The following is a 24,216-nucleotide window of genomic DNA, read 5'->3' as shown; positions in this document are numbered from 1 at the left end:
GGGCCGGGCGGCGCAACGCAGACGGCCGACCCGTCGCAACCTGACCCACGACTCCGGAGTTGACAATGCAAGGCCCTGTCGACCAGATCCTCGATTTCCTGATCAGCACCCTGTTCGGGATCTACATCATCCTGCTGCTGCTGCGCCTGATCTTCGGACTGGTGCGGGCCGATTTTTTCAATCCGATCTCGCAGACCATCGTTCAGCTCACCAATCCGCCGTTGGTGCTGATGCGGCGCTTCATTCCGCCGCTGGGGCGGCTGGACCTGGCTGCGGTGGTACTGATCCTGCTGCTCAAGGTCGTCGAACTCTGGCTGCGCACGGCGCTGATGGGTATCCAGCCCGGTTTCGGCACGATCATGCTGGCCGCGATCTCGGCCGTGCTGGTCACCACCATCTGGATTCTCATCGTCAGCCTGATCGTCGAGGTCGTACTGAGCTGGGTCCAGGCGGGCGGCGGCGACATGCGCGGCAACCCGGTGGCACGCTTGGTCGCGGACGTCAATCGCCCGATCCTCGCCCCTCTGCGGCGCAATCTGCCGAGCACCGGAGCGATCGATTTCTCGCCGATGGTTGCATTGATCGGGCTCTACATCCTGCTGATCCTGGCACGCTCGATCTAACCTGTGATGCCCGCAGGCAAGGCGTCCCGAAGGATGAGAACGAGCCACGGAAAAACACAGAAACGCACAGAAACGCACAGAAAGGATTGTGCGTATCCGTAGTGATCACTTCCGTGTTTGTTCGTGGCTGTTTTTTCACGCCAACTTCCATGGCCAGCGGTCACCCCGCAACATGAAAAGGCGAGCCACGGACAGACACGGAAAAAAGGTTTGATCCGTTTCATCTTCCATGATTTCCGTGCTCGTCTGTGGCTGGATTCTCACGCTAACTTTCATGCCCTCGGCCGCGAGGCACCCCGAAGGATGAAACTACGATTATGAATCAGAGACATACGATTCTCGGGCGGCGTATTTTCACGCTAACTGTCATGCCCTCGGCCGCGAGGCACCCCGAAGGATGAAACTACGATTATAAATCAGAGACATACGATTCTAGGGCGGCGTATTTTCACGCTAACGATCAAGGCATACCCGGGCGAAGAAACATGCGCAGGGCGTGCGCGGCCGAAGGCCGTCAGCCGCCGTTCCCACGCAAGAAAGCCGGGGCTCCCGGGCTCTCCCGGCGCAACCCAAGCGCGTGCAACCGGCCCGCCAGCAACACGACCGGGCGCGGGCGGGCGACAATACGGGGTTACCCACGGTCGCGGTCCCGGAATTTCCAACTAGACTTGGAATGAGCCGCCGCGCGCTGAACCGCCCTGCAACGACTGCAGCACGGGTGCGCGCGGACATCCCCGAACATCGAGAGAGGAGAAGTGGGAATGACGATCGTGCAGCCAACATTCGTGGCGTTACTGGGCATCGTTCTGGGGACCTTCCTCGGCGTCGGCTCTGCCCACGCGGAGGAGGTCGACTTCGACAGCCATGTCGTGCACTACAGCGTGGTCAACACCACTTTTCTTTCGCCCGAGGTCGCCCGCGCCTACGACGTTCGTCGCAGCCGCGGACGTGCGCTGGTGAACATCGTGGTGATGGAACGGGACGGGGACGACCTGCATCCGGTATCCGTATCCCTGAGCGGACGGACCGTAAACCTGAGCCAGCAGGTCCGCTCACTGGAATTCCGCGAAGTCCACGAAGGCGACGCGATCTACCACCTCGCGGAGGTCCGGGTGCGCCCGGCCGAAGTCCTGGACTTCAGCGTCCAGATCCGCGCAGCAGGCGCCGCCCAGCCCATGCTCTTGAATTTCCGGCAGGCCGTGTTCGCTCACTGAAGGCGAGCGTGTCAGACCAGCGCACCCGCCAGCCGCCACGCGCCATAGACGATCAGCAGCGTACCGGCACCCTTGCGCAGCCAGTCATTACGTACGACCCGCGCCAGCCGGGCGGCAAAAATGCCCATCAGCATCAGGTTGGGGAGCGTACCAAGGGCGAACGCAGCCATCAGTAGCGCGCCGTCGGTGGCGCTGCCCGCCGATAGCGTCCAGACCAGCACGCTGTAGACCAGGCCACAGGGCAGCCAGCCCCAGATCCCACCGACCGCGAACGCCTGCCCGGCATGCTGCACAGGGATGAAGCGCCGCCCCAGCGGCTCGATCCGCCGCCATACCCGCCCTCCGACGCGCTCCAGCCGGGCCAGGACCGGCCACCAGCCGGCCAGATACAGGCCCAGCAATACCAGGAACACCGCGGCCAGGAATTCGAGCACCCGCTGCCCCTGCGGCAGACCGCCGAGGAGTACCGCGCCGAGCAGCCCCGCGAGTGCGCCAGCGACGACGTAGCTCGTCATCCGCCCCAGGTTGTACGCAAGCAGGCGGGACCACGCAGGCGCGGCGCCCGGTCCGTGGCTCAGGGAGATCGCCCCGACAATCCCGCCGCACATGCCGAGGCAGTGGACTCCGCCCAGCACGCCGACCGCGAATGCCGCAACCAGAGTCCCCGGTTCCATCAACGGCTCCCGGGATCCGCGGCGCCCCTGGCTCGCGCAGCAGACGGCACCGCCAGCCGAGCCGGAGCGACGGCTCGCACCCGAAAACCGCGCAGCATCACCCGCGTGATCTCATGCGCAGGGACAACGACTCAGTTCAGCGAGTACTGGGGCTGGTAACGGCCATTGCCGAAACGGCGGAAAAACTGGTCGATGCCGGGATGCTCGACCGGGGAACGGTCGAGATCGGCCTGCACGCTCTCCTCGGCCACATACACGCGGTCATCGGTACCGTCGACCAGCACGTAATACCAGGGCTGTTCGGGGCTCGGCAAACCGGCGCGCACCTGTTCGGGCAATTCCACCGGCGCACGGAAGCTCTCGTCGACGTCGACCACGACCCCACGCGCATTCCCATCCCGAAAATGGATGATCTGCCCGATTGCAAACGCTGCGTGACGCATAAGCTCCTCGCTTCCGAATTCACCTACCTGTACAGTTTGGGCATTCGTGCGAACTTCCAGTTCAACCTCATTGATTCAGGTCCATTGGCGTCCCGCGCGCGAACGCCGGAATGGCCGTCACACCGGGGCCGAACCATAGGCGTGGAGCAGGCGGTCGGGCAACAGTTCCGCCAGGTTCTCCAGCAGGTGGAAATCCGCCGACTGCATTGCGGGTCCGCGCGAATCCGGATAACGCACGCCGCGCAGGTGCTGCACACCGGCCGCACGCGCACTCGCGAGCGCGGCCAGGTTGTCGTCCACGAGCAGGGTGCGCTGCGGGTCGTAGCGTTCCACCGTCTGCAGCCGTTCCCAAAAGCAGCCCTCCTCCTTCGCGCAATCGAGCGCGTGCGCGGACACGACGCGGTGCAGATGATCTCCGAGACCGGTGCGGGAATGCTTGAACGCGAACACCTCGGGATGTGCATTGGTGACCAGCAGCAGGCGCTTGCCCTGCACCCGCAGCGTGTCGAGCACGTCCAGCGCGTAGGGATGAAACGCGATGTATCGCTCCAGCCGCGCCTTCAGCGCCAACAGATCGAGCCCGGTGAAACGGACCCAGTGGTCCAGGCAGTACCACTGCAACTGGCCGTGGGTCCGCTCCATCTCCGCCAGCAGGCGCTGGCGCGCCAATTCCGGTTCATGGCCATGCAGTCGGGCATACTCGTCGGGAATCAATTCGCGCCAGTAGCGGTTGTCGAAATGCAGGTCCAGAAGCGTCCCATCCATGTCGAACAGCACCGTGTCGATCTCCGCCCACGGCAGGCGGCGATCTGCCGTGGAAAACGCCGGAGGATTTTTTGACGCAGTCGCAGTGTCCATGCTTAATATCCGGAGAGAAACAGAGAGGCGTTCATCATGCCTGGCACATTGTATCCGCGCCTGTCCCGCCGCAGTCTGCGATTCGCCGCGCTGGCCGTGCTGGCGCTGCCGCTGGGTGCCGCCGAGCCGGTCGACCCGTTCGACGACGACAGCCTATGGGAACCGCCCCGACCGGAAACCAATCGGGGCGCACTGCAGTTTCTCAGTGAACGGCCGGAGCAGCCGATGCACCACCACGAGAACCAGATCACGCTGGCTGCAAGCAGCCTGGATGACGGCTGGGTTACGCTGCGCCAGTGTCATCGCGACATCGACCGGGTCCCCCGGGCACAGATTCTCTATAATGATGCCACAACACGGGACATCGAGATCGAATCGCAGAACAATATCGAGGAAACCTGGGTCGACGGGGCCTCGGTGCAGTTGCGCCGTGTCCAACCGGACGCCGAACTCTGCGTGCGTGCGCGCTCCCAGATGCTCCGAGTGCTGGACGACGGCAGTTACGTGCTGGAAAACGGGCCGTTCATGCGGCGTTTCCTCGATGGCTATTATCCGATGCGGGTGACCGTCGCGATCAACTGGGGCGATCTCGACCTGTCACTGACGGACACCACGCCGGACGCCCAACCGGGTTTCGATGTCACCGAGTCGCGGCACGGGGTGATCATCGACGCCACCTTCGAGGGGCGCCTGAACACCGTGCTGCGGTTCGTGAACGGCTCACGGGGCGCGGACACGACCGACTGATGCCCATGCAGCGCACCAAGCCCGCCGTCCATCATCGCCGCACGGTGGCCCGCAGCCGTCTGTTCGAGGTCGAGGAGATGCATCTGGAGTTCAGCAATGGAGTGCATGCCCGCTACGAACGGCTGCTCAGCAGCGGCCGCGGCGCGGTGGTGATCGCGCCGATGCTAGACGCGGAGACCGTGCTGCTGATCCGCGAGTACGCGGCGGGCACCCACCGCTACGAGCTGGGCCTGCCGAAGGGGCGAATCGAGGCGGACGAGGACATCCTGGCCGCAGCCGACCGCGAGATCATGGAGGAGATCGGCTTTGGCAGCCGGCGCCTGAGCCACCTCGGATCGTTCTCGCTCGCTCCCGGTTACATGTCCCATACCTCGCATCTCGTCCTGGCGCAGGATCTGTACGAGCACCGGGTTCCGGGCGACGAACCCGAGGAGATCGAGGTGCTCCCCTGGCGGCTGGCCGACCTGGGTCGCCTGCTGGAGCGCGAGGACTGCTCCGAAGCCCGCTCCATCGCCGCATTGTTCATGGTGCGCGAACGACTGCTGGCAGCCGCGTCATGAGCGGGCTTTCGCTGCCGGTCGAGGTGCTGCTGAACGAGGCCCGGAACATCGCCCGCGAGGCCGGGGATGCGATTCTCGACGTCTACGAGACGCGTTTCGCGACGATGGAGAAGGACGACCGGTCGCCGCTGACCGAAGCCGACCTCGCGGCACACCGCATCATCAGCGCGCGTCTCAGGGAACTGACCCCGGAACTCCCGCTGCTGTCCGAAGAGGGACGTGACGTCCCGTTCACCGAGCGCCGGCACTGGGAATCGTACTGGCTGATCGATCCGCTGGACGGCACGCGCGAATTCGTGAAACGCAACGGCGAGTTCACCGTGAACATCGCTTTGATCGAGCGCCACGACCCGCTGCTCGGTGTCGTCTGGAGCCCGGTGCTCGGCACCCTCTACTCGGGCGCTCGCGGCCTCGGCGCGTTCCGGGAAACCTCCGCGGCGTCGCGGGTACCGATCCGGGTGCGGCCGCCCACACCCGGACACAGGCCGCGCGTGGTCGGCAGCCGTTCCCACGGCAACGACCGGCTGCGCGCCGCGCTGGAGAAGCTCGGCCCGCATGAACTCGTCCCGATGGGCAGCTCCCTGAAGCTCTGCCTAGTCGCCGAGGGCGCCGCCGACCTGTACCCCCGCCTCGGACCCACCAGCGAGTGGGACACCGCCGCGGCACATGCGGTAGTCGACGCTGCGGGTGGGCGCGTCGTGGATCTGACCGGAGCCGAGCTGCGCTACAACACCCGGGAGTCGCTGCTCAACCCCGAATTCCTGGTCTGCGCCGAAGACCCTCGCGACTGGCTGTCGCGCCTGGGCCTGGACAGCCCCACCGCCTGAACCCGAATCGGTGCACCTGCGCTCGGCGCCGGCGCGCGCGAGGCGCCTACCCGGTCAGTTCACCGGCGACGGCACACTCGACACCCCCAGTACCCTGATTGGTGTCACGTTGCGCGTTCAGGGTGAGGGTCGAACCGATGATCGGTCCACCCGGCGTCTCGATACCCAGCCACGCGTCCACCGGTCCGGAGACCACTGCGCGGCGCTGGGGCAACTGGTTCTCGATGAACCCCTCGGTCAGCAGCTCCACCACGCGCAGCGGCGAAATCATTCCAGGCGTCTCCGCGGTCGTCGAGAAGAAGATCTGGACGTGCTGCGCGTCGTTGGAGATGGCCCGGCACGAGACGTAAGTCAGGCGCAGCACGGCCCCATCGGGAACCGTGTAGGACCGGACACCGATGCCGCTGTCGAACAAGTTGATCGAGCCGTCCTGGAATCCGCCCCGGAGATGGAGCTGCACCGGCGTCGGCGCACGCAACTCATGCCCGGGTGGGTTGAAGGGCTGGGCCACGGCAGTGGAGCCCAGCGATGCGACGATGCCGAGTGCGGCGACCAAGGCCACGAAAGGTGGCCACCGACGATAGGCTTCCCGCCGGCCGGGGGTGCGGATTCCCATCACAGTACCCTCCTGTATGGGTGCCCCGGCGCCCACTCGACCCGGGGCTGCAAGGGAAAGAGGGGTAAATTCAGCCGCCTTCAACAAGTTTCCTAGATCCTGCACTGCCGTTGGTCAATCGTCTCAACTGGAAAAGCAGGGTTTTACACGCACCACCGAGCGTTAGCCTGCACCGGCAGCGCGAGCGGCGTCGGCACATCGAGGCACCGGATCGCGCTGGCCGAAAGCGCGGACGCTCCCGCGGCGATACCATCAGCTTTTCACAGCCCCGCAAATGCAAACGGCTCGGCTTCTTCGAATGCATCCGACACTTCGCCGGAATAGACCTCGTGCTTTGCCAGCGGCAGCTGCCTGACAGCGCTGTCTGCGCCGAAATCGACCCGGTTCAGGTCTACCCAGAACGTGTTCGGTGTCAGCGCTGTCTCGAAGTAATACACGAGATGCTTCTGGTCAGACACCGACCTCCACCTCGTCGACGAGATGTGGGGCTCACCTTCCGTTGAGATGCCAAAAGGAACGGAGGCATTCCTGATGACACTGAAGACGCTCGCCACCGCAATTCGCGGGTCGCTGGTTCTGGGGATCGCATCCATGTAGAACGATGCCCGCACAAAGCGATCCGCCGGCCGGTTGGTTCCGGGCAACATGGTGGTGCCGCCGATCTGCTTCCAGTATTCGTTCAGCGCAAGCTGCTGTTCAAAGACCGGCGAGTTCGTCATCACCGTGTACGACATTCCATGATGAATCGTCAGCGCTCCATCCACGTACTCGAAAATCGCATTGTCGCCCATTACGTCGGAGATCGACAGGTGCAGCGTTCCGAAACGGTCGGTCCCGGGGATGTTCGTGGAAACCACCACGAAGGGCTCCTCGCTCAGCGCGTCGACCGCTTCTTCAACCGTGGCGAAATTATCAAGCACGTACTGCACCCAGGCAGCGATACTCAGGCCCTGCTGATCCCCGTCGAAGTCCGGATAGCGGGATTCGGTGAGCCAGAGCAGGTTGGCGACCAGGCCTTTCTCGTTCATTCCATCGGCGCTGGCAATATCGAAAGCGCTCGCCACGATGCTCCCATACCTGGAGACCCAGGTAACCGAGTTCGGACCGACCGCCCCGTGCCGCTCCATCCCCCTGGGAAACAGCCACAGATTGGCGGGGATCTCATCTTTCCAGTCCATCGAACGGGCCGTGATGGTCAGACCCTCGGGCCCCTGATAGACAGCCCGCGTGCAGGCATGGGCTTGCGGCGCGATCGAAAGCATGCACACGCATGCAATGGCAAGAGACAAGATTCCGTGACTCATTTTCACCCCCTCCCGCTTCGGTGATGACGACCGCATTCCGCGACAGCGCAAAGCAGCGCCGGATGCCGTACGTTGCTGGATCTCACTATGCGCGCACAGTCTACCGGACAGGAACTCGATTTGCTGCAGGACAGCAACGCGCAGCGGTGACCGCAACGGGCCACCGCCGGCCGAATTCGGAGGGCATGCCGTGCGGCCGGCACTGCTGCCCGGCGCGCACGCAGGGCACAGGGCCGCACGGCCTATCGAGCGACCCTGCCCTTCCAGTGCAAGAGCCCATTCAGTTCCGCGATCACTTCCAGATCGTCGAGATACGGGCGCAGATCGTCGAGATACGGGCGCAGATCGTCGAGATACGGGCGCAGATCGTCGAGATACGGGCGCAGATCGTCGAGTTCCGCCCCGTCGCAGAGTCCGCGATACAGCGGCCCTGCCGCACCGCGTTGACGCGCCCGCACGACCAGGTCGTTGGGACTGCGCAGCCGTGTGAAGCTTCTGCCATTGCTGGCGTGGAATGAATAGGCGCCAGGGACGATACGGAGCTGCCGGGACCAGTTGCAGTAGACCGGGCTCTCGTCATCTCGCAGCACCCGGGCGAAATCCTCGAGCAGGGGCCGATACTGGCTCTGAGCGGGGTTCGTCAGCCTCAGCGATTTGACCGACTGCAACGGCATACCGCCCCAGAACGCCAGCAACAGTGCGACGGGGACGACCAGTCCCCGCCATGGAATCAGCCGCGCCAGGATTGCGGCGAGGCTTGCTGCCAGGATCGGCAGTACCAGCAGGATGCACCGATCGTAGGTCATCCCCGAAGCCAGCGTAAGCATCAACGCGAATCCGGCCGCCGCCAGCGGTAGAAAAAACGCCTCCGGCCGGCGAACGATGAAGGGCAGCAGAAACAGCGCGGCGATCGCCGGGAGCCAGAGACCGGCGCCGTCCCGCAGGATCCACTGCCACCACTGCATCTGAACATCCGCATGATCCCCGTTCGGAGCAAACCGGCCCACGAGCCCGCGACCGTACGCGGCCCTGACGACCCGGGGCCATACAGCATCGTCTGCAGGATCGGCCACCAGAGAAAGATTGCCGCCCCGAGCAGCAGCGAAATCCGGAAATGGATACTCCGCCCGATTGCGCGCAGAGATACGTCGTGAAACCGCGCGGTCAATGGAATCAGCGCAAGAAAGGCCGGGATTGCCACCATCGCCGCCGGAACCTTCTGCAATGCGCCGAGCCCTGCCGCCAACGCCACCACGTACCACCATCTCGGCTGGCGCATCGCCAGAATGAAGGCAGCGATGGCGAGGGTCAGGAAGAATGCCGCCCCCGTGTCCAGCAGCGCGGAGGTGCTGTGGCGCTATAACGACGAAGAAGCGGGAAAGATCAGGATCGCGGCCGGACTCGCGTAGGGGTATCCCGGCACGAGTGCATAGGCGAGCAGCCCCGTGGCGGCGAGCAGCGCGAGCCCGAACAGAAAGGGCCAGAGCCTCAGGGCGAACTCGAGATCATCGAAATGCGCCAGGACACCGGCAGTCGGTACGGCAGCGGTGGCTTGAAGAAGCTCGGCCGGTGATTGGTGTAGACCGTGAACCAGTCGCCGTGCAGCGAAAAACCGGGCGATCGTTCACAAGCGTGAAGTACTCGTCCCAATGGCCGATCGCCCCGACGTGAAGCATCGACCCGTGGTGAACGGCGAGCACCAGCATCACGCCGAACGCGAGCAGAACGGGAGGGCAACGCGGTCCCTGGCAGACGGCGGCATGTACAAAGACTCCTGAAAGGTACGCGCGGAGCACGCAAGCCAATGCGCCGGATATCGAGCGACCGACCTCCGCCGGATCGCCGTCAGTAAGCCCCTGCAGCCAGGGCGATAACGGCAAAGGCTACGATCGCGGCCGCGGCAATTACACGGGGAGCCCGGATCTCGCCGTGGCGGACGTCGAAACCGCCCTCGTCATCCCAGAAGGTGGTGGCGTCGCGCGACAGTTGGTAATGCTGGGCAGCCATCAGGAACTGGCCGATCAGCGGCGTGCCCGCGCCGAGCCCCTTGGCCCAGACCATGTCCGAGCGGCGCAGCGCCTGCGAGTAGCTGAGCCGGGAACCATCCCGGTTCAGGATCCGGATCGAGAACACCCACTTGCCGGGGCTCGTAGCCAGACGGCTGATCAGGATGGGTTCGAGCAGCAGCCAAACGAACAGCGCGAGCATGCCGAACAGCATCAGGTCGAACCAGCCTGGCTCCGCCGGCCGGAACCAGTGCCACTGGGCCAGCCCCAGTGGCACCGCGACCAGCAATACATCGAAGGCTCGCGCCCAGAGTCGGATCCACGGATGGACGCGGCCCGGATCCTCCCAACGTTCGCCCGCAGGCATTGCCCGACCCCCACCCGCCCCGGCGTGCCGTCAGCGCCCGCCGAGCTGGGCGTCGATGGCCTGTTCGGCCTCCAGCCAGTGAGCATGATGGTCACCGGTGAACCCGTTGCGCTCGGCGATGAAATACGCGGCATCCTGAATCATGCGGTAGCGCTGCTCGGGACTGACATCCGCACCGTTGGCCGTCGCCGTGTTCCGTGCCCGCGCTCCGCTACCGTTCGTTGCCTTGCGCGGTGCTGCCTTGCGCGCGGCGGGCTTCTTCTCAGTCGGTGCGGCCTTCTTGCTTGCGCGCGCCGGTTGCTTCGGCTTCGCCGCTACGGTCGCCGCGGGTTCGGACACCGCTGCCGCGGCCTCGGACTGGGTTACGCCTTTCTTCGGTTGTTTTGCCATGATGCAGCCCCCTAGAGCTTGCCAGCGATATTGACAACGGAGCTGCGCGCCGGCAGCCACCGTGGTTGATCATAGGACGGCCCACCCGGCCCTTCAACACGAATTCACCCGGATGCAGCGAAAATTGCCGACACGCGATCGCGCGGTACCGGAAAAACCGTCGGGTGATGCAGGCTCCCGGGCCGCATTCAGGCAGCTGCGGTCAGGCCGGCTGCGCCCCTGGCGATGCAGCCTCCGCCTGACCGCACGCGGCTTCCAGCGGGATGTCGCAACGGCTCAGCAGGTCGAAATGTTCCACCGCTTCCAGGATGCCGCGGGCATGCGCAGCCTCGGCGAAATAGATGCGCGTAAACCCCCGCAGCTTTTCCAGTTCCGGGTGATGGTTGCCGACCACGACGCCGAGCAGCCGCCCGCGCAGCATGTCCTCGTCGTTGCCGGAATCACCGGCCACCAGCACCTGCTCCAGCGGGATACCCCACTTGTGAGCGACGTAGCGCACGGCCAGCCCCTTGGATGCCCGCACCGGCAGGAGATCCAGGAACATGTCGTGCGAGTAGACGACGCGGGCATGCAGATCCGCCTGGTACAGCAGCCGGTCGATCGCAGGTGCGCCCTCGAACTTTTCGGCATCCACGAAATAGCTCAGCTTGAACGGTCGCTGGTCCACCTCGGGCTGCAGCTCGAGCCCCGGCTGTTCCGACAGCAGTTCGCGCAGCCGGTCCGGTTGCCAGCGGTGGCTGATGTGGCGAGCCCAGCCCTTGTCGGGCGTCGCCTCCGCACCGTAGTAGATTTCCGAACCCACCGAAGTGATCCACAGGTCAGGCGCCGGAACCCCGTGCCGGGCCAGCACCTCCTGCGCGGAATCCAGGCGCCGCCCGGTGGCCACTCCGAACACGACCTTGCCTCGGTGCCGGCGCAACCAGGCTAGGAAGGCCTTCAGCGCCGCAGGGTCGCCGATCAGGGTGTTGTCGATATCGGTCAGCACCGCGCGGTCGGCATCCACCAGCCGGCCGGACACCGAACGCTGTTCGCGGCGGCTGCGCCGGACCTCGCGGTTCAGTTCCTTGATCAGCTTCACATAGCGCGCCGCATGGCCGTCCCAGGAGTAGTGTTCACGCACGCCCTTCAGACCCTGTTCGGAGAAGCGGCGCCAGAGGGTGCGGTCGGAGAGTATCGACTCGATGGCCGTGGTGATCCCGGGGGGATCCAAGGGATCGACCAGCACGCCGTTGTGGCAGCGCGAGATGATCTCCTGCGGGCCGCCGTCGTTGGTGGCCACGATCGGGGCACCGCTGGCGGCGGCCTCGATCAGGGTCAGACCGAACGGCTCGGTCAATGCGGGGTTCACGAACACGCCGCGGCTGGAGGCCACCAGCCGATACAGGTCGGGAACGTCGTCGCCCCCGTGGTGCTTCGGATACGCCACCTTGCCGTACAGGTCGTGGCGATCGATGCGCAACAGCAGGTCGGTCAACACCTCGCGCGCACCCTTGTCCATCTGGCTGATATCGTCGCGGTTGCCGGCCACGATCAGCAGGTTGGCGTGTTCACGCAGCCAGTCGCTCTGGGCGTAGGCGTCGACCAGTGCACGGATGTTCTTGCGCTCGTCGGCCCGGGACAGCGCCATGATCAGCGGGCGCTCGGATTTCTCGAGGAAGCGGGTGATTTCGCGCCAGATGCGGGGTTTGCGCTGGCCGCGCTTCGGCGGGTGGAAACGGGACAGGTCGGTACCCGGCGGGATGACCGTCATCCGCGACGGGTGGTAATTGTCGTAGGTCGCGTACTGCTCCTCAACCTCCTGCCGGGTGCTGGCGATCACCCGGTGGGCATGGGCCAGCGCCTCCTCCTCGGCCTGGATGCGCGCGGAGATGTTGTAGCGCGCCTCGATGTCCTCCTCCTTCACTCCGTGGGCCAGCAGGCGCTCGCGCTTGACGCGGCCCAGCGAGTGCCCGGTCTGCAGCATCGGAACGCCGAGCAGGTTGGAGATCCGCGTGGCCACGTAGCCGGCATCCGCGTAGTGTCCGTGCACCACGTCCGGGCGCAACCCGACCTTGCGGATGTGGTCCAGCAGGTTGTCGGCGAAGCAGTCGAGGTGCGGCCAGAGCTTCTCCTTGCGCAGGTAGCGCCGGGAACCGCACTCGACGCGGACGATGCGGGCACCGTGCCCGAGGTCCTCCTCGGGCACCGCGTAGTCGTTGGCCACGCGGCTGTCCTCCACGTGCCGGGTCACCAGGTCGACGCGTCCCACCTCCGAGTGCCGCGCCAGCGCGCGCGCGAGTTCCACCACGTAGAGCGTCTGGCCGCCGGTGTCGGCATCGCGACCCAGTTCCAGATTGCTGCCCCGGATCAGGCCGTGCACACTGATCAGCACGAGGTAGAGGCCCTCGCCGGCCCGCGCCTTGCTCTGGGTTTTCTTCACGTTTCTCCTCGCGGCTTGGGTGGGATCCTTCAGAGGCCTAGCGGCGCCGGCTAGACTCTCGGGCAGGCTCTTTCGGGGGAGGCGTAACCGGCGCGATGTACCTGCCGGCCCCCGGGGCGGCCCGCGGCTCCGGATGAGCCGCACACAGCCCGTAACCATACACAATGCCGGTGAACCGGCCAAGCTTGCGCCCCGCCCGCGACACAGCCCGTTCCCGAGGAGCCCCCTGATGTCCCGATTCGACGAGCTTTCCGATGCCGAGTGGCGGCAACGGCTGACCCCGGAGCAGTACCGCATCGCGCGCGAAGGCGGCACCGAACCGGCCTTCACCGGCCAATACCACGATCACAAGGCACCGGGACGCTATCACTGCGTCGGCTGCGGGGCCGAACTGTTCCGTTCCACCGACAAGTATAATTCGGGTTCCGGCTGGCCGAGTTTCACCGCGCCGGCCAGCCGCGACGCGGTATCCGAACACCGCGATATGAGTCACGGGATGCTCCGTACCGAGGTGCGCTGCGGCCGCTGCCAGGCGCATCTCGGGCACGTGTTTCCCGACGGCCCGGCGCCGACCGGTCTGCGTTACTGCATCAACTCCTCAGTGCTGCAGTTCGAGAGGAGCCCGTCCGGGGCCGGCGGCCGGACGTGAGCCGGCGCAGCGCCGGCGCGTCCGGTGAAGCGATACGGACTTCCCGCGTGCCCCACTAGGCGACTCCGCCCTCGCGGCCGCGGTCGACATCGTCGATGCGCGAGTCGAGTTGCTCGATGCGTCGGGTCATCGCCTTAGGGGACGTCGTTTGGCGCGCGAGCAACCCGTAGGAGGCGGGGATCACGAACAGCGTGAACAGGGTCGCGAAGAGGACGCCGGAGAACACCGCGATGCCGATCACGAAGCGCGTTTCGGCACCCGGGCCGGTGGCCAGGATCAGCGGGATCGAGCCGGCCACCGTGGTCAGCGCGGTCATCAGCACCGGGCGCAGGCGCATGCTAGCCGCCTCGACCACGGCATGGCTGAACTCGCGCCCGTGGTCGCGCAGCTGGTTGGCGAACTCGACGATCAGGATGCCGTTCTTCGCCGCAAGCCCGATCAGCATCACCATCCCGATCTGGCTGTAGATGTTGATCGTCTGCCCGGTGAGGTAGAGCCCGAGCAATGCGCCGACCACTGCCAATGGCACCGTCAGCATGATCACGAACGGGTGCACGAAGCTCTCAAACTGAGCCGCGAGCACGAGGTAGACGATCACCAGCGCAAGCACAAAGGTAAAAAACACCGCCTGGCTGCCCTCGCGCAGATCCAGCGACTCGCCCTTGTAGTCGATCCGCGCCTCCGGCGGCAGCACCTCGTCGGCGGCGGCGTCCAGCGCCGCCAGCACCTGGCCGAGAGTATAGCCCTCCTGCACCGCCGCCGAGAGCGTGACCGAACGGGCGCGGTTGTAGCGCTCCAGCGAGCCGGCCCCGGCAACCTCCTGGTAGCTCACCAGGCTCGACAGCGGGATCAGTTCCCCGCTGTCCGAACGCACGTAGAGGTTGGAGATGTCGCCCGGCGTGCGGCGCTGGTCCGAACGGCCCTCGATGATCACGTCGTACTCCTCGCCGCGATCGATGTAGGTGGTCACCGCGCGGCCGCCCAGCATCACGTCGAGCGTTCGGCCGACCGTGGCCAGCGACACCCCGAGGTCGGCCGCGCGGTCACGGTCGATGCGGACGGTCACCTGCGGCTGGGTCGGCTTGTAATCGAGATCCAGGCGCGCGAGCCCGGGAATTTCCTCGGCCCGTTCCAGTAGGGTCTGGCCCCACTCGGCCAGTTCGTCGTAGTCGGGCCCGGTGATCACGAACTGCACCGGCTGGCCGATTCGCCCACGGGAAAGCCCCTGGCGCATCACCAGCCGGGACTGGATCCCCGGGATCTCGGCAAGCGATGCGTTAATGTCCTCCATCACCTCCCAGGACAAACGCTCGCGGTCGTTCCAGTGGTGCATGATCACGATCACGAAGCCGTTGTTGACCACCTCGGTATTGCCGAAAGCGCGCGGGGTGCGAACCAGGATCCGGCGCACCTCGCCCTGCTCGGTCAGCGGCAGCATGCGCCGCTCGACTTCGGCCATCTGTTCGCGCATGTATTCGAAACTCGCGCCCTCGGGTCCGTTGACCAGCACGAAGAACGCACCCCGGTCCTCGCGGGGGGCGAACTCGTCCGGGATCTCGTTCAGCAGCCACCAGGCCCCACCCAGGCTCAGCAGCAGGATCGGCACCACGCCCCAGGAGTAGGGCAGGCTGCGCTGCAGAAGCCGCGCATAGCCGCGCTCCAGTGCTCCGAAGCCGCGTCCGATGATCCGGGCCATTCCGGTTTCATCGTCACCCTTGTGCATCAGCCGGCCCGACAGCACCGGAGCCAGGGTCAGCGCAACCAGGCTGGAGAAGACCACCGCGATCGCGATCGCCAGCGCGAACTCGGTAAACAGCCGCCCGACCGTGCCACTGAGAAAGGCCAGCGGCACGAACACCGCGACCAGCACGGAGGTAGTCGCTACGATCGCGAAACCGACCTGGCGCGCACCGCGATAGGCGGCGAGCAGTCCTGGCTCGCCGCGCTCGATGCGCCGGTGGATGTTCTCCAGCATCACGATCGCGTCGTCGACCACCAGGCCGATCGCGAGCACCAGTGCCAGCAGTGTCAGCAGGTTGACCGAGAATCCGAGCAGGCTGATCCCGATGAACGCGGCGGTGATCGCGACTGGCACGGTCACCCCCGGGATCAAGGTCGCGCGCCAACTGCCGAGGAACAGGTAGATCACCAGTACCACCGCCGCGGTCGCGATCGCCAGCGTGATGTAGACCTCGCGGATCGCGCCTTCGATGAACACCGAGCTGTCGTAAGTAACCACCAGCGAGGTGCCGTCGGGCAACTGCTCCTGCAGTTCCGCGGCGACCCGCTTGGCCCCGTTCGCGACGTCGAGCACGTTGGCATTGGCCTGGCGGATGATGCCGAGACCGACCATGTCCTCGCCGTTGCCGCGGAACTCGGTGCGCTCGGAATCCGAGCCCACGGCGACCTCGGCCACTTCGCCCAGGCGCACCAGGTGCTGGTTGTCGGCACGCTGGATCACCAGGCCCGCGAAGTCCTCCGCGGTGCGGTACATCCGGTCGACCCGCACCTTGAACTCGCGGTCGAGCGAGTCGATCCGGCCAGCGGGGAGCTCGACGTTCTCGCGGCGCAGCGCGTCCTCGATGTCGGCAACGGTCAGTCCGCGGGCGGCCAGCGCCTCGCGGTCCACCCAGATGCGCATCGCATAGCGTTTCGCGCCACCAAGCCGGATCAGCGCGACGCCGTCGACCACGGACAGCCGGTCGACCAGGTAACGGCGCGCGTAGTCGGCGAGCTCCAGACCATCCATCGTCGTGCTGGACAGATTGAGCCACAGGATCGGGCTGGCATCCGCATCCGCCTTGGTCACCTGCGGCGGGTCGACCTCGTCGGGAAGGAAACGGATCACGCGGGACACCGCTTCGCGGATGTCGTTGGCGGCGCCGTCGATGTCGCGATTCAGGTTGAACTCGATGGTGATCGACGAGCGACCGTCGCGGCTCGACGACTCGATGTAGCGGATCCCCTCGATCCCAGCGATCCGGTCCTCGAGGCGCTGGGTCACCTCGCGCTCGATGATTTCGGCGCTCGCTCCGGGGTAGCCAGTCTGCACCGTGACGACCGGCGCATCGACGTCCGGGTATTCGCGCAGCGGCAGCTGCTGGTAGGCGATCAGGCCGAAGGTCACCAGCAGCAGGTTGAACACCACTGCCAGCACCGGCCGTCGGTTCGCGATGTCGGAGATGATCATACCGCTTCCTCGCCCAGCACCCGCACCTCGCTGCCCTCGCGTACGCGCAGGATGCCTTCGTGAACCACGCGGTCACCGTTGGCGAGCCCATCCAGCACCTCAACCCAGCCCGGCTGACGCCGGCCGATGCGGATCTGTCGGCGCTGCACCGTGCCGTCCTCGGCCAGCACGAACACAAAATGCTGATCGGCAGTGGCCAGCACTGCGCCTTCCGGAATCGCCAGGCGGTCGGCAGGGTCCAGCGCCAGCCGTGTCGTCAGCAGCATGCCCGGACGTAGCTCGCGGTCAGGGTTGTCGATCTCCGCGCGCACGGTGAAGGTACGGGTCGCAACATCGACGCGGGTGCTGATTGCGGTGACCACGCCTTCGAACACGCGGTCCCGGAACGCGACGCTACGGGCCTCGATCGGCATGCCGCGCCTCACCACACCCAGGAAGCGTTCGGGTATGGTGAAGTCGACCTTGATCAACGAGATGTCGTCGAGTTCGGCGACAGCAGTACCCGGAGTGACCAGCGAGCCAGTGCTGACGCGCCGCAGTCCCAGCACGCCGCTGAACGGCGCGCGGATCACGCGATCGGAGAGCCGCGCTTCGACCGCAGCAAGCCGGGCCTCCGCCTCTTCCACGCGCGAGCGTTGCTGGTCGACCTGCTGCCGCGGCACGATGCCGTCCGCCGCCAGACCTCGAATGCGGTTCAGTTCCCTGCGCTGTTCGGTCAGCGTCACCTGGGCCTCCCGCTGTTCGGCGAGCTCCTCGGCCGAAGCCAGCCGCACCAGCACCTGCCCGGCCTCGACTTCGTCGCCATCCCGGAACCCAATCGCGGCCACATTGGCGGTCACGGTCGCAGTCAGCGTCACCGATTCATTTGCCTGCGCCGTACCCAGCGACTCCAGCACGGTCTCGAAACGCAGCGGCTCGACCACGGCTAGGCGTACCGGGACCCGGCGGTCCAGGGCCGCATTGCCGGCGGCGGGGCTGGCATTGCCCGCACCGTCGTCATGAAGCGACCAGTACCACAATCCGATCCCTCCCAGAATGGCGACGACCAGCACACCAACAAAGGTCTTCAACGCAATGCCCTCCGGACACAGCGGACAACAGCGACCAGGGTTCGGGACATAGCAGACCTCCAAGCAAGGGTACGATGGCTCAGGCAGTTTCAATCGAACGAGCCGGCGCCGCGATGCACGTTCCGAGCTGGCGACGTCATCGCGCCGAACCACCCCATCTTGTGGACTGCAACAACACGCCTAGATTCCGCCCGAGACCAAGCTAGTGGGCCATGCGGGAAGTTCGGCGCCTAAGGAGCACAGCCGAGCGCGCTGGAGCAAGGCGGGCAAGTGTAGGAATAGCCGACCTATTTCAAACTTGCCCAACGCAGCGCCGGCGTGTCTGGCGAAGCGACCGGTTGATGAACTTTCCGCATGGCCCACTAGGCCTCGATCTCCGGCGCCGGCCAGGGCCGCATCGCACCCTCCCCCAAGGAAGGATCCATCCTCCGCGCGCTGGGCGCTATCATTACATTCGTTTGAGCACGACTGCGCACAACGTTCGGGCCGCAGGATGGTCCTGACCGCAGGGAACCTCCGGACGATCCCGTCTGGACACGGCCGGCAGACACGATCTGCGGGCGCTCGGACGGAACTCACGGCCGTACGCACGCGGCCCCGACCGATGGAGAAGCGAGAACGATGGCCTCGGGAGTCTATTTCATCAAGTTCAAGTCGATCGTCGGAGGTTTGGGGCTCGGAGTCATCGTTCTGGACGATGGCCGCCTCCATGGCGGCGACACAGGCTACTACTATCGGGGGGTATACCGGATCCACCGCGGAACCATGGTGGCCATGATCGAGGTTACCTACTACCGCGGACCGCGGGATTCGGCCTTCGGCGGAACGATCAACCGATGCACCCTGCTGCTTAAGGGAGGGCTCAACGCGCGGGGTTTCGAACTGACCGGCGAAATGCGCGAGCGGGCCGGCATGAAGATGACCCTTACCGCCGAACGTCTCTGCGACCTGATCTCCGCGAGCAACGCCCTGTCGGCAGTCACCGTCCCGCACGAGGATGCACCTTAGCGGATGAACGATCGAGCGGCGGACATTCCCACCAGGCTACCGTCGAAATAGCGCTGCAGAAAGCTGTCGAAGTCGTACCGGTCGCTGGCCTCCATCGCGGTCTGCTCGGTCAGCGAATGCTGGGCTAGTTCGACCAGTTCGGCCTCGCGAGGCAGCGGGCAGTTGCTGCGGAAAGCCTCGCGGTGCTGGTCCGAGAGCCGCCGCGCATAGCGGTAGAACCCCTCCTCGCGAGCCATCATGTCCTCCAGCATCCGCGCCGACGGGGTCAGCGCTGCCTGCTCCACCTTGCCCCATTGCTCGCTCAGTGAACGGCGATACGGGTCTCCGGGCAATCCCTGGTCGAGCATGGCCGCAACCGGACGCATCAGGGTCAGGATCTCGCGCCCGAGATCCTGCAGTGCCGCGGGACCGCGCTCGCAGCGCAGCATCAGCCCCGGCTTGCGGCCGTAATGGGCCACGGCGAGCAGGTTCGCGTCGATATCGGCCATCGCCGATTCGCTGAGCGGGGCGCTGGGAATCAGCAGCGCCGTGAGACAGAAAGCCTCGAGGAAGCGCAGCTGGCTTTCGTCCACCCCAAGCGGGTGCTGGGCGTTCACGTCGACCGAGCGCAGCTCGACATAGGCGATCCCCCGTGACTCCAGCGCATCGGTCGGTTTCTCGAATCGTTCCAGCGGCTGCTTGGGCCGCACCGAACTGTAGTACTCGTTCTCGATCTGCAGAATGTTCGCGTTCAGCTGCCGGTAGTCGCCGTTCACCTTGACCCCGATGCGCGCCCATTCCGAGCTCTCCGTGGTGATCGCACAACGCAGGCTGTCGACGTACTCGGCCAGCGAGTTGTAGTTGGCCTTGATCCCGGTGTCCGCCTCCTTGCGGTTGTTGTAGCCGATATCCCCCATGCGCAGACTCGTCGCCAGCGGCAAGTAGCTGCTGTCGTCGTCGAAGTCCTCGAGCTTCGCCCCGCGCCCGTCGAGGAAGGTGTTGCAGACCGCGGGAGACGCACCGAACAGGTACGGCACCAGCCAGCCAAAGCGCAGGAGATTGCGGATCATCCCCATCATGCACTGGTCGCGGAATTCGCGGTCGTCGGTCGCGCCGCGAAGATCGGCGAGCACCGGCCAGAGTGCGGGTTGCGGTGAATAGTTGAAGTGAACACCGGCGATCACCTGCATCAGCCGCCCGTAGCGATGCCCCAACCCGATGCGATAGACGGTCTTCATGCGGCCTGCGTTCGAATGGCCGTACTGCGCCACGGGGATCGAATCCTCGCCACTGACCGCGCAGGGCATGCTGGTGGCCCAGAGGATCTCGTCGCCGACACGGGCCGCCGCGAAGGCCTGCAGATCCTGCAAGAATCCCAGAGTTTCGCGCACGTCGTCGAACGGCGGTGTGACCAGTTCCAGCAACGCCTCTGAGTAGTCCGTGGTGATGTAGGGATGGGTCAGTGCCGACCCCAGCCCGGCCGGGTGCGGTGTCTGCGCGATCGAACCGGCCGCCTGTACCCGTAGCGTCTCCTTCTCCAGACCGATCCGGCCGCGTAGCACGGTCGGCGCAAGCCGGTCGCCCAGACGCAGCATCAGTTGATGAAGATCGCTTTCGGGAATACCCACGGACTTTTTCCTTTGTCTGGACCGACGAAGGCGGGGAACATACCGTAATGACCACGCGCGGTCACATTGGTGTCCGTGGGATAATGATCCGATGATGCCAAATGACCTGAGAACCCTGTTCGATGGCCTCGGCAGGCGCCTGCGCCTGACCGGGCCGGATCCGGTCGTGCTGGATGAGGACCAGTGGGCCGCACTGCAGTCGCGGGTTCCGTTCCTGGCCGCCCTGTCACCGGAAGACGTCGCGGTTCTGCGGGAACGCATCGGCGAATTTCTGGCGGCCAAGCATTTCGTCGCGATCGGCGTGGATCTCCAGCTCTGGCAGCGACATGTGATCGCGGCCTATGCCAGCTTACCGGTGCTCCATCTCGGTACCCGCGCCTACCGGGAATGGAAGACCGTGATCGTCTACCCGGACACGTTCGCCCCCGAACAGGAATGGGTCGACGACGCCGGAGTGCATCACCGGGCGGTGGTGCCGCAGGCCGGGGAGGCCTGGGAACGCGGCCCGGTCGTTCTGTCCTGGAACGACATCGCCACCGACGGCGCGGTGATCGTGCACGAAATGACGCACACGCTGGACGCCGCGAACGGCGACGTGAACGGTTTCCCGCCGCTGCCCGCGCGGATGCCCGCAAAAGCCTGGACCGACACCTTCAGCGCGGCCTTCGAGCGTCTGAACGATGGCATCGAGCGCGGCGAAGATCCGCTGATCGACCCCTACGCAGCCACCGACCCGGCCGAATTCCTGGCGGTCGCCAGTGAGTACTTCTTCTTCTCGCCCGGATACCTGCGCGAAGTGTTTCCCGGAGTTTATGCACAACTCGCCGACTATTTCGGGCAACAGCCGCATCTGCGCGCTCCGGAGATCGAGACCGACCTGCCGGAGGGGCCATCCTGAGCCCGCGGGCGTCCGGCCCGAAGCCATCACCGACCCGAACGCGTTGGTGCGGACCGCGCTGGATCGCCGTGAGGAACGTGGCACCGAGGCCGGCCCCTATTTCTGCTGTTCCACCACCCACAGGGCCGCCTCGAGGCGGGAGTGCATCCCGAGCTTCTTCAGCAGGTGCTTCACATGCACCTTGACCGTGCCTTCGCTCAGCCCCAGTTCCCGCGCGATCTGCTTGTTGCTCAGGCCGGCGGCGATCTGGTCGAGCACCTCCTGTTCGCGGCGCGTCAGCACAACGCGCTCCCCGGGGGCCGGCTGGCGGCGCATCGCCTCGGCCAGGCGTTCGGTGAGTTCGTCGGTCAGGATGAGGCGGCCCGAGAGCACCTGCCGCAACTGGCGCAGCAGATCCTCGGGCTCGGTATGCTTCAACAGGTAGCCATCGGCACCGGCCCGCAGCGCGGCCACCAGATCCTCCTCCTCGTCGGACACGGTGAGCATGACCACGCGGGCGTCGATCCCGGCCTCGCGCAGCGCGCCGAGGGTCTCGGTGCCGTCCATGTCGCTCATGTTCAGGTCCAGCAGCACCAGGTCGGGCCGCAGGCTCAGCGCCAGATCGAGGCCCTCGCGCCCGGAACTGGCCTCGCCGACGACCTCGAACCCGCCATCGATATCCATCAGATGACGCGCCCCCCGCCGGAACAGGGGGTGGTCGTCGATCACCAGCACGCGGACCGTTGCCGTCATGTCAGACCGCCCAGCGCGCGGCTTCGGCCGGTTGCGGAACCGGGGCCGGCGCGGGTCGGAACCTCAGTTCCACGCAGGTGCCGCCGTCGCGAACAGGCTCGACTGAGATCGTCCCATGCAACTGCCGTGCGCGCTCGCGCATGATCGAGAGTCCGTAGTGATCCGATTTGTCGCGGGCCCCGGCGCCAATGCCGATGCCGATGCCGATGCCGATGCCGTCGTCGCGGATCGTCAGCAGAACCCCCTCCGGTGCCCACTCCAGCCGCACCCAGGCGTGCGAGGCGCGGGCATGCCGCAGGACGTTGCACAGCGCCTCCCGAACGATCTGCAGCACGTGGATCTCCTCGTTGATATTGAGCTCCCCGTCGGCGAGCCGGTTCTCGAGTGTGATCTCGATGGGCCCGCGCGCCGCGATACCGGCGGCCGTCTCCTCGAGCGTGCGTCCCAATCCCTCTCCACCTCGGCCGATCCGGAACGTCGTCAGCAGTTCGCGCAGTTGCCCATAGGCGTCGTTCAGCCCATGGTGGAGTTCCTGCAGCGCCGCTTCCACCTCCTCATTGCGGCGTGAACCGCGCAGCGCCGCGCGCAGGCGGCTGACCTGGATCTTCAGGTAGCTGAGCGCCTGGGCCAGCGAGTCGTGCAATTCCCGAGCAATCGTCGCCCGCTCCTCCAGCAGCGCCAGGCGCCGGCCCTGAAGGGCACGACGCTGACTCGCGATCGCGACCCCGAGGTGCCGGCCGATCGCCGCGACCAATTGCAGCTGCCACGGCTCGGGCCGGGTTTCCCCGGGTACCGTCATCTGCAGCAGCGCGTGCAGTTCCCCGCCGTCGAACAGCGGCACGGATACCACCCGGTGGCCGTCGGGTCCCGTCTTCAGCTGTGGACCCTCGCGGGCATCGTCGATGCAGGCCGCACACGTCAAGCGGTCACACAGAGGTCCGGTCGAGTCGTCGCTGGTTCCCGAGTTGGCCAGCTGGAAACCCTTGCGACCGTCCTGCTCGAGCAGGCAGAGGCTGCCGTGCCCCAGGCCGAGCACCTGCTCCATCTCGCGCAGGGTGTCGGTGTAGGTCGCCCGGTTCAGGGAGCCATCGTGCAGATGGCTCAGCGAGCGGTACATCAGTTCCAGCGACCGGTTGCTGTACTCGAGCGCCCGCGTCTTCTCGCGCACGCGCTCCTCGAGATCGCCGTAGAGGCGTGACAGGTCCCGGGTCATCCGGTTGAACGCCGCACCCAGCTGTCCCAGTTCGTCGCGCCCGGTATGGGCAACATGACGGGTAAAGTCGCCGTGGCGCACCTCCTCGGCACCGGCGAGCAGTTCGCGCAGCGGGCGCATCACCTGCCGCCGCAGAAACCCGACGGTGTAGAGCATCACCAGCACCGTCATCAGCAGGCAGGCCGCCTGCACGCCGCGCAGAACCTGCACGAAGGCCTCCGTACGCTGTTCGAGCTGCAGCACCATCCGGTCGACCAACTCCACGAAATCGTCGACCGCCACACGCAGATTCCGGTAGCCTGCGCCATCCGGGTGCACAGCAGAGAACCCGAGGATCAACGGCCGCATTTCGGCGTCCCAGATCCGCCCGACCTCGTCGTAGGATCGCCGCGCCGGGTGCGACGCTTCGCTTGGCACCAGCCGCTGAAGAGCCTCACTCCGGTAATGCCGTTCGAACCGCTCCAGCGCGGCCTCCAGATCCGCCCGGTGCCGCGCCGCGTCCTCGACTTCCGGCCGCAGCGCCGTGGTGCTCGCGGCGTAGGTCGAGTAGCGCAGGGTGCCGGCATGATTGATCGCCGTTGCCGCACCGCGCAACTGCTCGGCAATGATCACCGAGGTCACGATACCGAACAGGGCCATGGTGGCCATCAGCGACAGCGCGAAACCCAATTGCACGAGCAGCGAGCGATGGATACGACGTAGCATGCGGATCCCCGGGGCGGCGCCGCACCCGCGGCAGGCGGTCGGCCGGTACCCCCTCTATGATGACTGCACCCATGATCATAGATGGTTCCCGCAGGC

General features: G+C 65.9%; 22 protein-coding genes. 8 read left to right on the top strand and 14 right to left on the bottom strand.

From position 1 onward, the window contains the following. The first annotated feature begins 65 nt into the window (after positions 1 to 65). Both TVNIR_RS01380 and TVNIR_RS01375 read left to right on the top strand, forming a co-directional pair. Entirely contained in the window at positions 66 to 623 is a 558-nt protein-coding gene (locus tag TVNIR_RS01380; protein WP_015257161.1) for a YggT family protein, read from the top strand. A 761-nt stretch (positions 624 to 1,384) separates the two neighbouring features. Continuing rightward, positions 1,385 to 1,837 carry a DUF4426 domain-containing protein gene (locus TVNIR_RS01375; protein WP_015257160.1) on the top strand — a complete coding sequence of 151 codons (453 nt, stop codon included), beginning with the start codon at positions 1,385 to 1,387 and terminating at the stop codon, positions 1,835 to 1,837. 11 nt (positions 1,838 to 1,848) lie between these two features. Here the strand turns inward: TVNIR_RS01375 and TVNIR_RS01370 are convergent, their stop codons facing one another. The 3 genes from TVNIR_RS01370 to TVNIR_RS01360 all read right to left on the bottom strand — a co-directional run bounded on the left by TVNIR_RS01370 (position 1,849) and on the right by TVNIR_RS01360 (position 3,812). Beyond that, complete coding sequence (locus TVNIR_RS01370) at positions 1,849 to 2,511, bottom strand: sulfite exporter TauE/SafE family protein (RefSeq protein WP_015257159.1); 663 nt, start codon at positions 2,509 to 2,511, stop codon at positions 1,849 to 1,851. 131 nt (positions 2,512 to 2,642) lie between these two features. After that, positions 2,643 to 2,954 carry a heat shock protein HspQ gene (hspQ, locus tag TVNIR_RS01365; RefSeq protein ID WP_015257158.1) on the bottom strand — a complete coding sequence of 104 codons (312 nt, stop codon included), beginning with the start codon at positions 2,952 to 2,954 and terminating at the stop codon, positions 2,643 to 2,645. 117 nt (positions 2,955 to 3,071) lie between these two features. Continuing rightward, positions 3,072 to 3,812 (bottom strand): HAD-IA family hydrolase, encoded by a 741-nt coding sequence (locus TVNIR_RS01360; RefSeq protein ID WP_015257157.1) that lies wholly within the window; start codon positions 3,810 to 3,812, stop codon positions 3,072 to 3,074. Between the two features lie 36 nt (positions 3,813 to 3,848). Here TVNIR_RS01360 and TVNIR_RS01355 point away from each other — a divergent pair, with 36 nt between their 5' ends. The 3 genes from TVNIR_RS01355 to cysQ are packed head-to-tail and all read left to right on the top strand — an operon-like array spanning position 3,849 to position 5,946. Then, a complete protein-coding gene (locus TVNIR_RS01355; RefSeq protein ID WP_015257156.1) occupies positions 3,849 to 4,559 on the top strand; it encodes a hypothetical protein in 711 nt (236 codons plus the stop codon). A 5-nt stretch (positions 4,560 to 4,564) separates the two neighbouring features. Then, positions 4,565 to 5,119, top strand: a complete 555-nt coding sequence (gene nudE, locus TVNIR_RS01350) for an ADP compounds hydrolase NudE (protein WP_015257155.1) — start codon at positions 4,565 to 4,567, stop codon at positions 5,117 to 5,119. Next, positions 5,116 to 5,946 carry a 3'(2'),5'-bisphosphate nucleotidase CysQ gene (gene cysQ, locus TVNIR_RS01345; RefSeq protein ID WP_015257154.1) on the top strand — a complete coding sequence of 277 codons (831 nt, stop codon included), beginning with the start codon at positions 5,116 to 5,118 and terminating at the stop codon, positions 5,944 to 5,946. Before nudE ends, cysQ begins: the two co-directional genes overlap by 4 nt. Positions 5,947 to 5,992: 46 nt before the next feature. Here cysQ and TVNIR_RS01340 read toward each other — a convergent pair whose 3' ends face one another. The 6 genes from TVNIR_RS01340 to TVNIR_RS01315 form a co-directional block, all read right to left on the bottom strand. Further along, positions 5,993 to 6,562, bottom strand: a complete 570-nt coding sequence (locus TVNIR_RS01340) for a hypothetical protein (RefSeq protein ID WP_043739032.1) — start codon at positions 6,560 to 6,562, stop codon at positions 5,993 to 5,995. Positions 6,563 to 6,822: 260 nt separating this feature from the next. Continuing rightward, the gene (locus TVNIR_RS01335) at positions 6,823 to 7,824 is read right to left on the bottom strand and encodes a linear amide C-N hydrolase (RefSeq protein WP_015257152.1); all 1,002 of its coding nucleotides are present in this window, start codon (positions 7,822 to 7,824) and stop codon (positions 6,823 to 6,825) included. 284 nt (positions 7,825 to 8,108) lie between these two features. Beyond that, positions 8,109 to 8,831 carry a hypothetical protein gene (locus tag TVNIR_RS19955; RefSeq protein ID WP_015257151.1) on the bottom strand — a complete coding sequence of 241 codons (723 nt, stop codon included), beginning with the start codon at positions 8,829 to 8,831 and terminating at the stop codon, positions 8,109 to 8,111. Between the two features lie 880 nt (positions 8,832 to 9,711). Continuing rightward, entirely contained in the window at positions 9,712 to 10,239 is a 528-nt protein-coding gene (locus TVNIR_RS01325) for an RDD family protein (protein ID WP_015257147.1), read from the bottom strand. Positions 10,240 to 10,269: 30 nt separating this feature from the next. After that, entirely contained in the window at positions 10,270 to 10,689 is a 420-nt protein-coding gene (locus TVNIR_RS01320) for a DUF2934 domain-containing protein (RefSeq protein ID WP_237251702.1), read from the bottom strand. A 142-nt stretch (positions 10,690 to 10,831) separates the two neighbouring features. Continuing rightward, positions 10,832 to 13,048, bottom strand: coding sequence for an HAD-IIB family hydrolase (locus TVNIR_RS01315; protein ID WP_015257145.1), 2,217 nt, complete (start codon positions 13,046 to 13,048; stop codon positions 10,832 to 10,834). A 229-nt stretch (positions 13,049 to 13,277) separates the two neighbouring features. On the opposite strand from TVNIR_RS01315, the gene msrB reads away from it, so the two are divergent. Continuing rightward, positions 13,278 to 13,697 carry a peptide-methionine (R)-S-oxide reductase MsrB gene (gene msrB / locus TVNIR_RS01310; RefSeq protein ID WP_015257144.1) on the top strand — a complete coding sequence of 140 codons (420 nt, stop codon included), beginning with the start codon at positions 13,278 to 13,280 and terminating at the stop codon, positions 13,695 to 13,697. 55 nt (positions 13,698 to 13,752) lie between these two features. Here the strand turns inward: msrB and TVNIR_RS01305 are convergent, their stop codons facing one another. Then, positions 13,753 to 16,887, bottom strand: coding sequence for an efflux RND transporter permease subunit (locus TVNIR_RS01305; RefSeq protein ID WP_015257143.1), 3,135 nt, complete (start codon positions 16,885 to 16,887; stop codon positions 13,753 to 13,755). Beyond that, entirely contained in the window at positions 16,884 to 17,957 is a 1,074-nt protein-coding gene (locus tag TVNIR_RS01300) for an efflux RND transporter periplasmic adaptor subunit (protein ID WP_015257142.1), read from the bottom strand. Before TVNIR_RS01300 ends, TVNIR_RS01305 begins: the two co-directional genes overlap by 4 nt. 621 nt (positions 17,958 to 18,578) lie before the next feature. Here TVNIR_RS01300 and TVNIR_RS01295 point away from each other — a divergent pair. Then, the gene (locus TVNIR_RS01295; protein WP_015257141.1) at positions 18,579 to 18,965 is read left to right on the top strand and encodes a GrlR family regulatory protein; all 387 of its coding nucleotides are present in this window, start codon (positions 18,579 to 18,581) and stop codon (positions 18,963 to 18,965) included. Here TVNIR_RS01295 and gshA read toward each other — a convergent pair. Next, positions 18,962 to 20,539 carry a glutamate--cysteine ligase gene (gene gshA, locus TVNIR_RS01290; protein WP_418081375.1) on the bottom strand — a complete coding sequence of 526 codons (1,578 nt, stop codon included), beginning with the start codon at positions 20,537 to 20,539 and terminating at the stop codon, positions 18,962 to 18,964. The two genes, TVNIR_RS01295 and gshA, sit on opposite strands and share 4 nt — an antisense overlap. A gap of 124 nt (positions 20,540 to 20,663) precedes the next feature. Between gshA and TVNIR_RS01285 the strand changes: the two genes are divergently transcribed. Next, on the top strand, positions 20,664 to 21,470 hold the full coding sequence (locus TVNIR_RS01285) for a M90 family metallopeptidase (protein ID WP_015257139.1): 807 nt from the start codon (positions 20,664 to 20,666) through the stop codon (positions 21,468 to 21,470). Positions 21,471 to 21,566: 96 nt separating this feature from the next. Here TVNIR_RS01285 and narL read toward each other — a convergent pair whose 3' ends face one another. Together narL and TVNIR_RS01275 are read right to left on the bottom strand one after the other, a co-directional pair. Beyond that, positions 21,567 to 22,202 carry a two-component system response regulator NarL gene (gene narL / locus TVNIR_RS01280; RefSeq protein WP_043739023.1) on the bottom strand — a complete coding sequence of 212 codons (636 nt, stop codon included), beginning with the start codon at positions 22,200 to 22,202 and terminating at the stop codon, positions 21,567 to 21,569. 1 nt (position 22,203) lies between these two features. Continuing rightward, a complete protein-coding gene (locus TVNIR_RS01275) occupies positions 22,204 to 24,120 on the bottom strand; it encodes a histidine kinase (protein WP_015257137.1) in 1,917 nt (638 codons plus the stop codon). Between the last annotated feature and the right edge of the window lie 96 nt (positions 24,121 to 24,216).

The sequence above is a fragment of the Thioalkalivibrio nitratireducens DSM 14787 genome (assembly GCF_000321415.2).
Taxonomy (GTDB): domain Bacteria; phylum Pseudomonadota; class Gammaproteobacteria; order Ectothiorhodospirales; family Ectothiorhodospiraceae; genus Thioalkalivibrio; species Thioalkalivibrio nitratireducens.
Note: the sequence above shows the minus strand (reverse complement) of the source record. Positions and strands in the feature narration are given on the sequence as shown.